Origin of the sequence: Acidocella sp. MX-AZ03, assembly GCF_027626035.1 — a bacterium.
Classification (GTDB): domain Bacteria; phylum Pseudomonadota; class Alphaproteobacteria; order Acetobacterales; family Acetobacteraceae; genus Acidocella; species Acidocella facilis.
The window spans coordinates 3,352,744-3,367,456 of record NZ_CP110774.1 but is presented as its reverse complement, the minus strand read 5'-3'; the positions used below and the strand labels follow the sequence as shown (position 1 = coordinate 3,367,456).

Annotated in this window: 18 protein-coding genes and 2 pseudogenes; 12 read left to right on the top strand and 8 right to left on the bottom strand. The window is 60.0% G+C overall.

Annotation, left to right across the window (positions count from 1 at the left end; genetic code table 11):
* The first annotated feature begins 53 nt into the window (after positions 1-53).
* Both GT370_RS18620 and GT370_RS18615 read left to right on the top strand, forming a co-directional pair.
* Positions 54-383 carry a hypothetical protein gene (locus tag GT370_RS18620; protein ID WP_270183538.1) on the top strand — a complete coding sequence of 110 codons (330 nt, stop codon included), beginning with the start codon at positions 54-56 and terminating at the stop codon, positions 381-383.
* Positions 356-1,261 (top strand): hypothetical protein, encoded by a 906-nt coding sequence (locus GT370_RS18615; RefSeq protein WP_270183537.1) that lies wholly within the window; start codon positions 356-358, stop codon positions 1,259-1,261. Before GT370_RS18620 ends, GT370_RS18615 begins: the two co-directional genes overlap by 28 nt.
* Before the next feature lie 234 nt (positions 1,262-1,495).
* Here the strand turns inward: GT370_RS18615 and GT370_RS18610 are convergent.
* Positions 1,496-2,253, bottom strand: a protein-coding gene (locus GT370_RS18610; RefSeq protein WP_144052894.1) for an IS5 family transposase whose coding sequence is annotated in 2 segments (ribosomal slippage) — positions 1,496-1,935 and positions 1,935-2,253 — 759 coding nt in all. Because the reading frame shifts where the segments join, the coding sequence is not laid out codon by codon here.
* Between the two features lie 165 nt (positions 2,254-2,418).
* On the opposite strand from GT370_RS18610, the gene GT370_RS21695 reads away from it, so the two are divergent.
* The 3 genes and pseudogenes from GT370_RS21695 to GT370_RS18600 all read left to right on the top strand — a co-directional run.
* A complete protein-coding gene (locus GT370_RS21695; protein WP_442865461.1) occupies positions 2,419-2,847 on the top strand; it encodes a helix-turn-helix domain-containing protein in 429 nt (142 codons plus the stop codon).
* Positions 2,735-3,292, top strand: coding sequence for an IS630 family transposase (locus GT370_RS18605; RefSeq protein WP_270183536.1), 558 nt, complete (start codon positions 2,735-2,737; stop codon positions 3,290-3,292). Before GT370_RS21695 ends, GT370_RS18605 begins: the two co-directional genes overlap by 113 nt.
* A gap of 45 nt (positions 3,293-3,337) precedes the next feature.
* Positions 3,338-3,911 (top strand): annotated as a pseudogene (locus GT370_RS18600) (transposase); the annotation flags it as partial.
* Positions 3,912-4,052: 141 nt separating this feature from the next.
* Here the strand turns inward: GT370_RS18600 and GT370_RS18595 are convergent.
* On the bottom strand, positions 4,053-5,015 hold the full coding sequence (locus GT370_RS18595; RefSeq protein ID WP_008495273.1) for a dihydrodipicolinate synthase family protein: 963 nt from the start codon (positions 5,013-5,015) through the stop codon (positions 4,053-4,055).
* Positions 5,016-5,184: 169 nt separating this feature from the next.
* On the opposite strand from GT370_RS18595, the gene GT370_RS18590 reads away from it, so the two are divergent.
* On the top strand, positions 5,185-6,225 hold the full coding sequence (locus GT370_RS18590; protein WP_008495272.1) for a LacI family DNA-binding transcriptional regulator: 1,041 nt from the start codon (positions 5,185-5,187) through the stop codon (positions 6,223-6,225).
* Between the two features lie 11 nt (positions 6,226-6,236).
* Here GT370_RS18590 and GT370_RS18585 read toward each other — a convergent pair whose 3' ends face one another.
* From GT370_RS18585 to GT370_RS18570, 4 genes and pseudogenes are all read right to left on the bottom strand, one after another.
* Entirely contained in the window at positions 6,237-6,695 is a 459-nt protein-coding gene (locus tag GT370_RS18585) for a carbohydrate porin (protein WP_270184426.1), read from the bottom strand.
* Complete coding sequence (locus tag GT370_RS18580) at positions 6,695-7,627, bottom strand: carbohydrate porin (RefSeq protein ID WP_270183535.1); 933 nt, start codon at positions 7,625-7,627, stop codon at positions 6,695-6,697. The genes GT370_RS18585 and GT370_RS18580 overlap by 1 nt, the downstream gene beginning before the upstream one ends.
* A gap of 57 nt (positions 7,628-7,684) precedes the next feature.
* Positions 7,685-8,949, bottom strand: a pseudogene (locus GT370_RS18575) (MFS transporter).
* A 281-nt stretch (positions 8,950-9,230) separates the two neighbouring features.
* Complete coding sequence (locus GT370_RS18570; RefSeq protein WP_008495269.1) at positions 9,231-10,064, bottom strand: IclR family transcriptional regulator; 834 nt, start codon at positions 10,062-10,064, stop codon at positions 9,231-9,233.
* A gap of 493 nt (positions 10,065-10,557) precedes the next feature.
* Between GT370_RS18570 and GT370_RS18565 the strand changes: the two genes are divergently transcribed.
* The 4 genes from GT370_RS18565 (at position 10,558) to GT370_RS18550 (ending at position 12,597) form a co-directional block, all read left to right on the top strand.
* The gene (locus GT370_RS18565; RefSeq protein WP_270183519.1) at positions 10,558-10,815 is read left to right on the top strand and encodes a hypothetical protein; all 258 of its coding nucleotides are present in this window, start codon (positions 10,558-10,560) and stop codon (positions 10,813-10,815) included.
* A gap of 152 nt (positions 10,816-10,967) precedes the next feature.
* Positions 10,968-11,372 (top strand): hypothetical protein, encoded by a 405-nt coding sequence (locus tag GT370_RS18560; RefSeq protein WP_270183518.1) that lies wholly within the window; start codon positions 10,968-10,970, stop codon positions 11,370-11,372.
* 119 nt (positions 11,373-11,491) lie between these two features.
* Positions 11,492-11,905: a hypothetical protein gene (locus GT370_RS18555; RefSeq protein WP_270183517.1), complete on the top strand. Its 414-nt coding sequence runs from the start codon at positions 11,492-11,494 to the stop codon at positions 11,903-11,905.
* Positions 11,893-12,597: a hypothetical protein gene (locus GT370_RS18550; RefSeq protein WP_270183534.1), complete on the top strand. Its 705-nt coding sequence runs from the start codon at positions 11,893-11,895 to the stop codon at positions 12,595-12,597. The genes GT370_RS18555 and GT370_RS18550 overlap by 13 nt, the downstream gene beginning before the upstream one ends.
* Positions 12,598-12,652: 55 nt before the next feature.
* Here the strand turns inward: GT370_RS18550 and GT370_RS18545 are convergent, their stop codons facing one another.
* Both GT370_RS18545 and GT370_RS18540 read right to left on the bottom strand, forming a co-directional pair.
* Entirely contained in the window at positions 12,653-13,171 is a 519-nt protein-coding gene (locus GT370_RS18545; RefSeq protein WP_039885796.1) for a GNAT family N-acetyltransferase, read from the bottom strand.
* A 41-nt stretch (positions 13,172-13,212) separates the two neighbouring features.
* Positions 13,213-13,380: a type II toxin-antitoxin system TacA family antitoxin gene (locus tag GT370_RS18540; RefSeq protein ID WP_270183533.1), complete on the bottom strand. Its 168-nt coding sequence runs from the start codon at positions 13,378-13,380 to the stop codon at positions 13,213-13,215.
* A gap of 271 nt (positions 13,381-13,651) precedes the next feature.
* Between GT370_RS18540 and GT370_RS18535 the strand changes: the two genes are divergently transcribed.
* On the top strand, positions 13,652-13,831 hold the full coding sequence (locus GT370_RS18535; RefSeq protein ID WP_270183532.1) for a hypothetical protein: 180 nt from the start codon (positions 13,652-13,654) through the stop codon (positions 13,829-13,831).
* Positions 13,828-14,442: a hypothetical protein gene (locus GT370_RS18530; protein WP_270183531.1), complete on the top strand. Its 615-nt coding sequence runs from the start codon at positions 13,828-13,830 to the stop codon at positions 14,440-14,442. The genes GT370_RS18535 and GT370_RS18530 overlap by 4 nt, the downstream gene beginning before the upstream one ends.
* Positions 14,443-14,713 lie beyond the last annotated feature (271 nt).

Sequence of the window (14,713 nt, the reverse complement as noted above, 5' to 3'; positions counted from 1 at the left end):
GCCAGCTGGATGTCGCCGGGATCGAGGATTGGGCCCTGGCGACGCTGGCCACCATGCCCGGGCGGAAGGCTGTGCGCGCCATCGTCCCCATCGCCCATGGCGCGGCGATGGTGCTGCTCGACGCCGCCGGCACCAGGCTGCTCGCCCCCGATTACGAGGACCCGGCCTTCACCCAGACCCAGCCCGCCTACCGCGCCCAGCGTCCGCCCTTCGCGGAAACCCTGTCCCCGCCCTGCCGGCCGGGCTCAATCTCGGGGCGCAGATTTTCTTCGTGCAGCAGCGATTGCCGGCACTGTTCGCGCGCACCAGCCGCTTGCTCACCTACCCCCAATACTGGTCCTGGCGGTTCAGCGGCATGGCCGCTTCGGAGGTCACCTCGCTAGGTTGCCACACGGATCTCTGGGCGCCGCAACAGGGCGAATATTCCCGGCTGGTAGCCGCCCAGGGCTGGGAGGGGCTGCTCGCTCCGCTGCGCCCCGCCGCCACCCCGCTCGGCCGGCTGCGCCCAGCGCTGGCCGCATCGCTGGGCTTGCCCGCGACGTGCCAGGTGATCTGCGGGATCCATGATTCCAACGCCTCCTACCTCGCCCATCGCATCGGGCGACCGCCGGCGGCGCCGTTCTGCGTATTATCCTCGGGCACTTGGTGCGTCATCCTGGCCAGCGGCGCCAAGCTCGACGGGCTGGATGAAGCGGCGGACATGCTGGCCAATGTGGACGCGCTGGGCGTGCCCACCGCCACCGCCCGCTTCATGGGCGGCCGGGAATATGCCGCCATCGCCGGAACAGAGACGCCGCCGACCCTCGCCGGGCTTGACGAAATGCTGACCGCCGGCGCCATGGCGCTGCCCGGCTTTGCCCTGGGCGGCCCGTTTCCTGGCCGGGCCGGCCGGCTGCTGGCGGCAGACGCCCTCTCCCCGCCGGCCCGTGCCGCCCTGGCCAGCCTGTATTGCGCGCTGATGGCCGATTACATTCTGGAACGGCTGCAGGGCCAGGGCCCGGTGCTGGTCGACGGCCCCTTCGCCGCCAACCCGCTCTTTCCCGCCCTGCTGCAGGCTCTGCGCCCGCAATCCCCGGTGGAGGCGCGGGCCGCACGCGGCGGGCTGGCGGCGGCCGCTTTGTGGCTTGCCGGCTCCCCGCCACCGCCCGCGCCGCCGGTGCCCCCGCCGCCCGCCCTGCCCCAGGCACACGCCCTGCGCGCTCACCGCACAGCCTGGCGCGCCAGCCTCTCCCCAAGGCTGATGGGGGCCGATGCTACCTGATTAAATCCGGGTCCGCGACAATCAACCAGCACTGTGTTGATTTCCGCTGAGATCTGCCCCTGGAAGGCCGGATTTTTCCACTGAGATTTGACCCATGTTTGACTGTTTCCCCGCCTGGAACTGGCGGGGGCGAACGGAGTGTTGGACATGGCGTTTTTGAGCATTATCCGCCGGTGGCATAAGCGTGAGCATGTGCCGATCCCGGAGATTTCCCGCCCTAGGTCGTGTCTGCATTCATCGTAGCCAAATCATGGCGCAAGCGAGATGTACGAAGCCCATGAAGGCTTTGATGGTTTTTTCGCATCTGAGGGCGATTCTGCGGAAGCGTTTGAGTTTATTGAAGAAGCACTCGACCTGATGGCGCTCCTTGTAGAGCCTCCAGTCGATTGGGGGGCTTATGGCGCGGCTGGGATTAGCCTTGATCTGAGCGGTTGCACCGAGATCATTGGCAATGAAAGCGCGTAGGGGATCTGCGTCGTAGGCAGCGTCAGCGATGACATGACCAACACCCTGCAACCCATCCAGCAGGGCTTCCGCCTGTGGGCAATCGCCGTGATGTCCCGGCGTCGGGTGGATGCGCAGCGGCAAGCCAAGTGCATCGACCGCGGCATGGAGCTTGGTCGTCAGTCCGCCGCGTGAACGCCCAATGGCGGCAGCTTCAGCCCCCCTTTTGCCCCTGCCGCATCGGCATGGACTTTCGAGATGGTGCTATCAATCAGGACGTATTCAAAATCCGGCGTATCCGCCAGGGTTTTGAATAGCGCTTCCCAAACGCCCGCATGAGACCAACGCCGGAACCGCGCATGTACCGCCGTCCATTTGCCAAACATCTCCGGCAAATCTCGCCAACGCGCCGCATTGCCAGCCATCCATAAGATCGCATCAACAAAAAGTCGGTTGTCCACCCCGCTTCGGCCAGGGGTGCCAACACGGCCAGGCAAGTGACCCTCAATGCGGTTCCATTGTTCGTCCGTCAGTGTCCGTCTGCTCAAGGCAAGAACCCTCCTCAAGCCTTGAATCAGAAATCACAAACAAAGGGAATCTATGAATGCAGACACGACCTAGAGTCTCTTTCCTCTCACTTGAATCGTTTTTGGGATTCCGGCGCGGGCTGATTTCTGATTCAAGCTGACTGCTGGGTTGGAGGTCAGCTTGGAATGGGTCGGCATTATTCGAACGATCTAAGGGAACGAGTGGCGGCGGCGGTTTTATCTGGCCGTTCGTGCCGTGAGGTTGCGGCGCTGTTTTCTGTAAGTCCTGCAAGTGCGGTGAAGTGGTCGCAGCGGTTGCGGGAGACGGGTAGTGCTGCGGCCAAACCGCAAGGCCGGCGGCCGCCTCGGGCTTTGGCGCCGCATTTGAGCTGGATACTGGCCCGGCTGGACGAGAAGCCGGATTTGACGATGCGCGCCTTGGCGCTGGAACTTGGCGCGCGCGGCGTTGCCACAAGTGAGGTTTCGGTGTGGCGCCTGGTGCGTGACGCCCGGCTCAGTTTCAAAAAAAACGCTGTTCGCCGCCGAGCAAGATCGTCCCGACGTGGCGCGCAAACGCCGGTTCTGGAAGAAGCATCAGGCAAAACTGGCGCCTGAGCGGCTGGTTTTTCTGGACGAAACCTGCGCCAAGACGAATATGACGCGCCTGCGCGGCTGGTCACCGCGCGGTCAGCCCCTACAGGCAAAGGTGCCACATGGTCACTGGAAAACCCTGACCTTCCTGGCCGCCTTGCGCTCAGATCGCATCGACGCCCCCTTCGTTCTGGACGGGCCAATCAACGGCAAAACATTCACCGCCTATGTCCGCCAGATGCTGGTGCCGACTTTGTCCCCCGGAGACATCGTCATCATGGACAATCTCGGCAGCCATAAAGGCCCCGCCGTGCGCAAGGCCATTCGAGACGCAGGTGCCAAACTCCTCTTCCTGCCGCCCTACAGCCCCGATCTCAACCCCATCGAGCAGGTCTTCGCCAAACTCAAAACCCTGCTCCGAAAAGCCGCAGAAAGAACCGTCGAAGCCACATGGATGAATAGCCCCTAGATTTATGGACGCCTTCGATCCTAATTTTGAGGACTGGAGGCGATGATGGGGAAGCCCAATTTCAGCGATGAGTTCAAGCGTGATGCGGTGGCTCAGATCACCGAACGAGGGTATCCGGTAGCGGAGGTTTCGCAGCGGCTTGGCGTCAGTCAACATTCGCTCTACGCCTGGAAGCGGCAGCTGGCGAAGGTGGGGTCTGGCGATGCCGGCAAGGATGCCGAGATCCGCCAGCTGAAGCGAGAGCTGGCCCAGGTGACCGAGGAGCGTGACATCCTAAAAAAGCCACGGCGTATTTCGCTCGAGATGCAAAGTGAGATACGCGTTCATTGCCGAGCATCGCGATCGCTTCGGCGTGTGTGCAATGTGCCGGTGCCTCGCCGTGCAGCCCAGAGGCTACTATGCTTGGCAGAAGAGCCCGCTGAGCCAGCGGGCTCGGGAAGATGCTCGGCAGACGGAGCTGATCCGACAAGCCTGGAACGATAGCGGCAAAGTCTATGGCTATCGCAAGCTGCACGATGACCTGCTGGATCACGGCGAGACCTGTTGCCCAAACCGCGTTGCCCGGTTGACCAAGCTGGCGGGGATCAAGGCACAGATCGGCTACAAGCGCCGACCCGGCCTTCTCCGCGCCATTAAGAACGCAAATGACCTGAGCCGCCGGGTAAGCAAGCCTCGGGGCCGAGATCCTCAAGGATAAAGACAAAATCGAGCCGCCTTTTCCTGTGCGGCTCGATTGGCAGGTGACTATATGCTCATCTGGTCAGATGATCCCGGAGGATTTCAGCGCCGCCCTGATTTCATCATCGGCTTCCTTGGACAGGTCCAGCAACGGTGAGCGGACGGTTGCATTCTTGAGAATGCCACGGGCGACCAGCGCCAGCTTCAGCGCCACGGTGCCTTCCATATGCGAGCCGCGGTGATAGATGGTCTTGGTCACCGGCAACAGCCTGTCGTGGATTTCACGCGCCTTGACGTAGTCCTTCGCCTTGCCCGCCGTGATGAACTGCACGAGCAACTCGGGCGCCACGTTGCCGTAGCCGACCAGTGCGCCGTCCACGTCAAACATCGTGTGCAGCAAATACTCATCATGGCAGGTAAGAATCTGCAGTTCCGGAAATTCATTGCGCAAAACAGGGATTTCGGTGTCCCAGCGCTTCATGTTGCGCACGCCATTCTTGGTGGCAACCACGCCCGGCTGTGCGGCGATTTCAAGCTGCGTCTTGAGGTTATAGGTGGCCTTGGTCACATCCGGGTACTGGAACAGAATGCATTGCAGGCCGGACGCCTCGTGAATCGCCTTATAGCGATCCTGCGGGGCGCCATCCTGATAACCAAAGCGCAGCCAGCCGTGAGAGGGATAGACCAGCGCCCCGGTAGCGCCAGCCTTGGCCGCGCGCTTCGCCTCCTGGGCGGCGACTTCCGTGCCCTCGCAGGTGATACCGGCAATGATGGGAACTTCGCCATTCACGGCTTCTGTCAGTGTCTCGATAAGCTTTACCTGCTCGTCCTGGGTGAGGAACGTGCCTTCGCCGGCATGGCCAAGACAGACGAGGCTCTTCACCCCTTCAACAGAAACAAGCCATTTCGCGAGTTCGGCATTGGCTTTCCAGTCGACAGCGCCATCGGTGTTGAAGGCAGTGACCGGGGCAGGGCTGAGGCCGCGCAGGTCCATGACGGGCTTGCCGCCAACGAGCTTCACGGATTTCGGATCATAATGGTTCATGACGGTCTCCTTATTGGTGGACTTGGCGTTCGCCGTTGTATAGGATCGTTTGCGGGAACGTTCCCATATAATTGCGGAACAGGGCTGGAGTCAAGCGCCGCGTTACGGCATTTAGGACGCGGCGGCAGCTCTGAGCCGCGTCAGCTTTAGGCGAAAGAGAAAAGGCAAAATGACGGAGGCAACCCCAAAGTTCCCCCATGGCCGCGTGACGCTGCATGGCGTCGCCGCCGCGGCCGGTGTTTCCAAATCCACCGTGTCCCGCATTCTGGACGAACGTTTGCCGCAGTCGGATAGCGACACCGCCCGGCGCGTACGCCAGGTTGCCGCCGAACTTGGCTATGTGCGCGATATCTCCGCCGCCAATCTGCGGCGTGGCCATACGGGAACGGTGGGGGTGATTGTTCCACGCCTCACCGATATGGCCATGGCTATATTGTATGAGGCCCTGTCGAAAGCCTGCCAGAGGAGCGGCCAATTCGCCATTGTGGCCACCACCGACGAAACGCCGGCCGGTGTACGGGCAGCGGCGGACACGCTGCTGAGCCGCGGTGTGGACGGCCTTGTATTGGCCACCGCTCGCAACGACGATGACTTTCCCGCCGAGCTTACGAAACGCGGCGTCGCCTATGTGCTGGCGCTGCGTACGGATGGGCAAAGCCTGTCCGCCGTGGGTGATGATGTGCTGGGCGGCTATCTCGCCACGCGCCACCTGCTCGACCTCGGCCATCGGCGCATCGGGTTGATCTCCGGCCCGCATTACGCCTCCAGCGTGAGGGGACGGGCCACCGGTTACTTGCAGGCCCTGCGCGAGGCGGCCATCGAGCCAAGCGCGGCCTGGACGGTGGAAGCCGGTTTCGGCATCGAGTCCGGTGTAGAGGCGACCCTGCGTTTGATGGATCGTGCCACGCGCCCTAGTGCGATATTTGCCGTTGAAGATAATATCGCTGTCGGTGCGCTCTCCGCTCTGGCTCAGCTGGGGCTGTCGGTACCTGGCGATATCTCGCTGGTCGGTTACAACGACATCCCCCTTGTCGGCCATCTGCCAACCCCCCTGACCAGTCTGCGCGTGCCGTTCGAGCAGATTGCCCTGGCAGCACTGGATTTGCTCTTGCGGGGCCCAGAATCGGAACAGGACCGGGTAAGGTTGTTTGCGCCCACCCTCATCCCTCGCAAATCGACCGCGCCTTTCGGCGCGGTCCTGGGGATTTAAGCGCTGCGCGCTTATTGCCATGTCGGCATGCCAAGCAGCATGCCCGGATTAATTGTCAACCTTACGCCAAAGGCCAGAATGTCACGGCTAGCATGTTTAGCTGAAGGCTCAAGAATATTATCGGGATTCAACACCACCTGAACGTTCGGGTTCAGCCGGATGCCGCGGTAGAGGTTGAAACCGTAATTGAGCTCAAAAATCTCCTCATGATTGGCAACACCACCGCTGCCGTGCGCCGCCGCCCGCGCGGCACGCAGATAATCGACCTCCTGTGACCCCAAGGTCAGATATGTGCCGGCAAGGCCGAGCGTGTCGGTCGGCCGGCTGGCGAAGGGACCGGTGACCAGCACGCCAAATAAAGTCTGGCTGGTAAAGGTCAGATAATCCCGGTTCGCTATAAGCGTCCCGCCAAAAAATGTAACATTTCGGGTTCCGGACAGATTAAGATGCGCGACATCCACATCCCCCATCACATAAAACGCGCTTTGCCCCCCTCATGCGTTAGCGCCTTGCCTTTGGATTTAACCAAAGAGAGCCCATGGATGTTGAGATAAGGGTCAGACACCGGCGCACCATTATTGTAACCGCCGGCTCTAAGATGAAACGCGTAAGGATCAGTCCAGGATGGCGACTGAATGCCTATCTCGGCCGCAGTCTCAATGCCGGTGGCATGGTTGGAGGACCATTCAAATCCGTCCGTCGGAATTAGCGCCGGGTCCGACTGGAAGGCACCAGCCTGCACATAGAACCAAGGCGAAGGAGAGAGCTTAACCCGTCCACCCCAAGTGCCGTATGGATAGAAGGACAAACCTTTGTCTGTGATCGGCACGACGGCCGGATTGAAACAGAACGCATTATTCTCGAAATTACAATAGATTTTAGAAGTATTGAAATAGCTGAGCGCGGAAACTCGCCCGCCCGAAACATCCAGCTTGTCATTGAATAGTTTCTGCTCGAAGGTCAGCTCTGCCAAACGCGCATTATGGTATGTTTTATACTTGGACTGAAAACTGACCTGATTCTCTGTGTAGCCTGCGGCAAGCGACTCGCCGACCGATTTGTTGAAGGTGACGTGCACCGATCCACCATCCCACCCCATGAGCTGACCAAGATCCAGATCACCGCCGAATGCAACGGCGAAGCTATTGGCCGCGCCTTGCTTCTGCCCGCCGGTTACGTTTGCCGCTGCTTCATCCACGCCGGTTGCCCGCAGATAAATACCATGTTCGGCAAGCAGCTTTCCTTCTGGCGCCAAGGGACCTTTGGCTGTTGGCAGTTTCACGTGCGGTGTGGCGAGGGCATTCGGCGTTGAAACAATCTGCATCGCGGGTTGAGCTACGGCAAAGCTAGCCGGTGCCCAGGCCAGTATGGCCGTGAGCTTCAACAAATTAGACGATTTCATTTTTAGTCTCTCCCTATGGACCTGATTTTGTGGCCCGGTTTGTTAAAAGGTTTGTCTCTACGGAGAAATGTCCTCTAACCGCTTGCCGCTGGTTTCCGGTGCCCAGCGCAGACAGATTGCTCCGGTGACCGAGGCGATGATGGCGAATGCCAGAAAAACCGGGGCAATGGAACCGCGTGTGGCGACAGCACCAATGATCCACGGCCCCACCATTGACCCAAGCCGCAGCCAGGCACTACCAAAACCGGCGCCAATGGCGCGCAGGCGGGTCGGATAAAGTTCGGCCGAGTAAAGATAGAGCGAATAAGTGACGGTTTGCAGCGTGGCGTAGCAGATCGTGGCGAAGATAAACACGGTCTGCACCGTGGTAGCCCCTGTTCCCCACAGGCAGAACAGCGCCGCTGCGCCAACGATCAACGCCGTGCCATACCAGCGGCGGCGGCCGACTTTGTCGATGGCCAACGCGCAAACGAAGGCGGCGCAAACGGCAACGCCCGTCATAGCAAATCCAAGCCCTATAGCATGCCCAACCGTGACACCAAAAACCATGTGATAGAGAGTAGGCAACCAAGTCACGAGACCGTTATTGATGGCGTACACGCCGAACCATAGTACCCAGAGCAGTAATGTACGCGGTGCATAAAGCGGGCTGAACAACTCGCGCCAACTACCACTGCGCGTTCCTGCCGGGGCAGGCTTGTGAGGCACAGGCACATCCAAAGCCCCGCCACGTTTCATGACGCTTTGTTCTAGCTTCTCGATGACCGCCTCGGCCCGCTTGGTTTTTCCATGCTCCAGAAGCCAACGAGGGCTTTCGGGCAAACTGAAACTAAGCGGAGCTACCAGCAGGACAGGAACGACACCGACAATGAACATCGCCTTCCAGCCGAAAGTTGGAACCAGCGCATATCCAATGAGGCCGGAAAAAACGAGGCCAACCAGAAACAACAATTCATAGAGCAGGAAAAAGCGTCCGCGTCCCCGCGCGCCGATGAACTCGTTCACATAGGCGCTGGCCACCGGCACCTCCCGCCCGTACCGATGCCTTGCAGAAAACGGAACCAAATCAGCGATTGTGCGTTCCAAGCGAAGATGCAAGCGCAGCTCATCACCGCGAAAATTGCGATCGTGACAATGAGCACGGGCAGGCGGCCGACGCGCTCAGCCAGCCACCCGAACAGCAGCGCACCAATGAGCTGGCCAAAATAGCCGGAAGAGATGATCAGCGCGGTGGTGCTCTTCTCCAAATGCCAACTATGGGCCAAGATTGGCAGCGCATAAGCAATTGCAAGTGTTGTATAGCCATCAAAAAATGTGGCCATACCGACGATGCCGCGCGCCCAGAGCAGAGGCCTGGATACCGGTAACCGCTCCAGCCGGGCCAACAGCATCGCGGCACTGGCCGAACCTGCTTCGTGAATCGCCGCTTCGCGCATTCTCATCATTGGACAAAACTCCTCCCGCCACGGCCTAATAGGATCGTGGTGTTGCCGTATCTTGTTAAATATTTCAGGCGTCTGGCTAGATTTTCCTACCCATCAAGTATGGATGAAGAGTAACAGGCGCCTCCCTTCTTGCCGCGCGTTCATTTATCCGTCGCGTCTCAAGGCGAAGATCCGATACTGCCGTCCGCCTCTAGCGAGCGGGCAATTTCATGTGCGGCTTGTTTGGCAGCGCCAAGCGCTGTCTCCAGCACCTCGAGCGGATGGCGTGTCATCGGTGCGGCAATGCTTATGGCCCCAATCGGCAAACCATCATTGTCCAGAACCGGTATGGCAAGCAGGCTAAGGCCCTCGGTCAACGTCGACGGGCCGAGCAGATACCCCCGCTCCCGAACGATGGCCAATATGGGCGCGACATCTTCAACAGTTCTCTGGTCACGAAATGAGTGCCGCACAGTACGGCTTGCGGTAGCGTATACCGCAAACTCCGTTTCTGGTAAGAAAGCCAAAATGCACTGCCCGATCACGCTGATGTGCGCGGGAATGGTCGTGCCAATTCTGATATCAACGCCAAGCCGTACCAAACCGGCACGCACGCGCTCGATATAGAGCACATCAGTACCTTCCAACACCGCGAGGCTCACTGCCTCACCAACATTCGCCACCAGCCTGCGCAGAACCGGACGGGCGATGGCGCGTATGTCCCGACGGCCGATTGCATGAAAGCCCAGATCCAGAATCTTCAGCGTCAGCGAAAACCGGCGCGTGCGCGCGTCGCGCCGGATATAGCCCAGTGCTACCAAGGTGTTCAGCAAACGGAAAGTGGTTCCAGCGTCCAGCCCGGTAAGCTCTGCTATTTCGCTGAGCGTCAGGTCCTCATATTCGTCTGTAAACGCCTCAAGCACGCGGAAGCCCTTTGCCAGAGACTGCACAACGCTCTTCGCGGCTTGAGCCTGCTCCGCGATATCACCCTCACCTGCTTGCCGCCTGGACACCTTGGGACCTTCCTCTTCGCCAATTTTCGGATAGCGAAAAATTTTTTTGTAAATCGATCAGGTTTAAAATTAGTGCCCAGAGGAAGTCAAGAAAATTTTGTAACCTCGGAAACAGGCTCTGCAAAGGTACTTGCCTACCGCATATCTACCGAGGGACAAAATTGGAGCTTGGTCACGTCACTTACATAGCTATCAGCCGTGTGATCTGCTGCCCCACTTATCCGCATGCGCTAGCATTCCTTGGTCTGTTGTAGCCGCATAAGATATTACCACACAGGACCTGCGAGATTAGAGATCAGGATTGAGCGTGGGGATAAGATTGGAATTGAGCTCAGTTTTGAGATCAGGAACAAGCATAGGAATCAGCACAGGAAAAGGCTTTGGATTGGGCTGGGACACAAGCTCAGCGCTTGTCAAGATTCCGATTCGGAAGATTGCGCGCTTAGTCAAAAATAGTGAAACTCCATGCCGCTATTTTTGAAAGCCCGTGTTCATGTCGCGCAAACGCATTCACACCGAGGCCGAGATCGAAAGCTTGGCGGAAATGCTCCGCCCGCTCTGGCGACAGAGCGATGTCGTGCGGCCCTGGCTGCGCCAACATTACGGCATGTTGTTGGAGCTTGTGCATGGCGACTGGTCCTGGGCTGCAATCGCACGCGCGATGACGCTGGCTGGCATCACCTACAGCACCGGCAAAGCGTGGGATGCCGACTGGCTGCAAAGCGAGGTCTATCGCGCCCGCCGCCCCTGAAAGGCTACCAGCGCAAGACCGCCACCGGCTGAACCGGCAAAGCCCCTCATCCGGCCGCCCCTCTCAACCTATGACGAGGTCATGGCGCGCCTGCTCGGTAAAAAATCGCCGCCATAAGCCCCAGCCATCCTTTCCCAGAATGGAGCCAAACGATGCCTGAACCCAAAGACAACACGCCGGAATTGCTGCGCTTTCCCAATGCGACGGGCGGACGTGCACCCACCTCAGGTACCACACCGCCGGAATTTACCTTCAGGCCGGATGAAGACGCCGCCCCACCGGAGATGGAGTTGGGCACCGCTGCCAGCCCGGCGGTACCCGCTGCCAGCCCAACGCCTTTGACCGGCATCGATTTAAGCGGGCGGCACAAAGTCATTTTCTGGGTGGGGCGAGGCAAAACCGGCAAGACCACCGGCATACGCTGGCTGGCCGAGAAAACCCTGATGAACGGCACGCCTCTGCTAATGGCGGATCTGGACACGACCAACGACACCTTCTCCCGCTATATCGACAAAGTGGCCCGCCCCCGGAGACCGCCGACCCCAGCCTGTCCCTGAAATGGCTGGATCGCCTGTTACAGCATAGCCTGGCTCAGAAAATATCGGCGCTGGTCGATCTGGGCGGCGGCGATACCACGCTGCGCCGCCTCGCTGTCGAATTACCCGACCTGGTCGCCTTGTTCGAAGCCCAGAGCTTCGCGGTGGTGCTGTTCCATACGGTGGGGCCGCAAGAAGAGGATTTATCACCCTTGGCCACCTTGCAGCGGCTGGGGTTCAAGCCGACTGCCTCGTCCATCATTTTGAACGAGGCCATGATGGATGTCGGCGAGACCCGCGATACAGGCTTCGCGCGCATTTTGCGGCATAGCGTCGTCCGTCAGGCGATTGGTGAGGGGGCCGTGCCGGTATTCATGCCGAAACTCTTCGCCGCCCAACAGGTGGAAATCCGCCGGCTGAAATTCCATGATGCCGTCGCGGGTAAGACCGGCCGGGCCGACACGCCGCTCGGGCCGTTCGACCGGGCCCGGGTCAGGCTATGGCTGGAGGCCATGGACAGCAATTTTGCGGGGATCAGCTCATGGCTGCCATGAACGAGCCCCGGGAAGAGTTCGACCTGCGGCGCTACAGCGAAATCCTTGGCCGCGAGATCGCCCAGATGCAGGAGGAGCTGGAGCGGCTCATTCAGGTCACCGGGCTCAAAAACGACCCGTTATTGCCGCTGATTAAGGTCCTGTCCTCCTCGCTGCGCTTGCAATGGCGCCTGCATAACCAGGCCGTGCGCTATTTCCACGATGCCAGCGACCGGCTGGACCGCGAATACCATGACACCCTCAAGAAGACGGCGCTGGCCGTCCAGCAAGCCGAGGCGGTGTTGCAAACCAAACAGGCCGGCATTGTCGAGCAGCTGACGCCCAAGCTCGCGGATAATGTGCGCTATGCCGTGTATCAGCACGGCAAGACTTTGAAATACAAAACCCTCGGGATCTGGGCGGTCGCGGTGCTGGCGCTGGGTGCCATCCCCTGCCTCTTCACCTACGCTGCCGGGCTGAATGCCGGGCGGTTTCAGGGGGAGGTCGCCTCACATCTGATCTCGGTTGCCATGAAGGCCGGGCCGGCCGAGGCCATCGCCTGGGGCCAGCTGATGCAGGATAATGACGGTGCCGTCGCCATGGCGACCTGCCGCAAGAGCCTTCAGCAGGATGCCGACGGGCGGCATTATTGTTTCATGCCGGTCTGGACAGATCCGAACCCTACCGCCCTACCCATGGCGTCCGGCCAATAGCGTGGACGGAACCATCCAGGCTACGCCGAGAGAAAGGAAACCACCCTGGCCTATTTCACTGATCGGCGAACACGGCGCGGATGGTCTCAATCGGCATCATCAGCACCTTCTCGCCCAACGGCGAGGCCAAAAAGCCGTGCCGCCGATAGAACGCCATGGCGGTCTCATCGATCGCGTGGGTGACCACCGCCCTGACGCCCGCCACCTCGGACACGGCGAGGCAACGCTTCAATGCATCCGCCAATAAGTCGGTGCCCAGGCCAATGCCATGGTAACGCTGGTCCACCGCCAAGCGGCCGATTAGCATCAGCGGTATCTGCTCGGGCATTCCGCGCCGCAGCTTGGCGCTGGGCAGGGACAAGCGCTGCTCCATGGCCGTGGTGATCGCATAATAGCCGACGACGAGATGTGGCGGCTCGCCAGCGCGTACAACATAGGTTCTCGCTGATAGCCCCTCACTGACCAATGCCCGGTCCCGCAGCCATTCGTCCAAGGACGGGTGGCGGCCATTCTGGAAGCCTGAGACATCGTGTGCTGCGGTCAGGCGTTCCGGCGGCAACAACCGACGTCTCACTGGCTTGGCCTCAACTGCCCTCTTCCCGCCAGTTTTGGCCATTAACGGTCCCAGACTGGCGGCTTGGTCAGCCGCGCCCGCAGTTCCGCCACGTCCTGTGCCGGCGCATCCAGCATCGCCAGAAACGCCTCATGCGCATCGGGCGCCAGGAAGAACACACGCTGATCCAGGATCGTGTCCTCGGCCTGGCGGCGGGCGCTGTCCAGCATGAATTCCGACAGCTTCTGCCCCGCAGCGCCGCGGCGCGGGTCAGGATTGCCTTGGTCTCAGCCGAGGCTCGGATCTGAATGACATCGTCCTTACGGGCCGGACCGGCAGGGGCTGGCTGGGCCATATCTTATCTCTATTGCAGGCGTGGACAATCGCACAACGTACATACAACGTCAATACATTTTATCTAACTGTCCCCAGCTAAACGGCGCGGTCTTCGGAAAGAGGCTTTGGCCGGCAAGAGCAAGACTTAACCAAATGAGAGGGGGTATGTTGCCCGCTGCCAAGCCTGACGCCGATCTTGGCAGCCCAATGCGCATCGCTCAAACTTCCCGCATGGTCCCTTTCAAGCCGATCCCTGGCGATGAACCTGCGCTGGCGTATGCGCCGATCCTCAAGGCGGCGCTGCTGACCTTCGACTATGTCGACCAGCACGGCCAATCGGCTTGACGCCCGCCAAAGCCCTGAAACGATATTTTGTGCAATGGGCGGCCGAAGCTTTCGCATGGCCACGTTACACCGCGAAGGAACTCTACGTCGTCAACAAGGTCTTGAACGAGGCGGACTTTCCGCCTCTGACCGTGTTGCATGACGTCTTGCTCGCCGCCAGGCTCGCGAGGCACGACAATGGCACTTTGCGACTGACGGCCAATGCCAAGCGCTTACGGGACAAACCCGGCGAATTATGGGGATGCTTGGCCACCACGCTGCTCTATGGTCTCGATCATCGCCAATATACCCGCTTCGGTGATGTCATGATCGGCAACTGGGACGTCTTCCTGAATGTCATTAATATCGAGGCGGACCATGCGGTGAGCGAGGAGCGGCTGTTTACCGTGCTGTTCGGTGGCACGGAAACCGATATTTGGACCGCACATTACCGGCTGGCTTCCACCTTCTATCTTCATGTCCTGCGGCCCTTATGCTGGGCCGGCTTGTTGGCCGAGCATGAGGTTGGCGAAGGCTTCGCGAAACGATCGGTCTTCACCAAAACGCCCTTATGGGCAGTTGCCTTCACGCTGGAAACGGACCGGCATTTGCAGCCACCTACACGGCATTGAGCTCGGCCACAGGAGCAATCGGCAGGCCGGTTGTGGGCTAAAGGGGGCCGATAGCGGACTGGCTGTTTCCGGTTCGTGATGGGTCAAAGCGGCCATTCCCCGATGCCGTTCGCCCTCTGACTGTCGAAAAATGACAGCGGCCACTCCGAGGCGCGTTGGGCATTCATCGGCCAATACACCGGAATCCTTCCTTGACCACTTTCCTGCAATCGTTGCTAGAATCGGTGCGCCGCGATACGTTGGCTCAAATCGCCACGCACGTTGAATGATA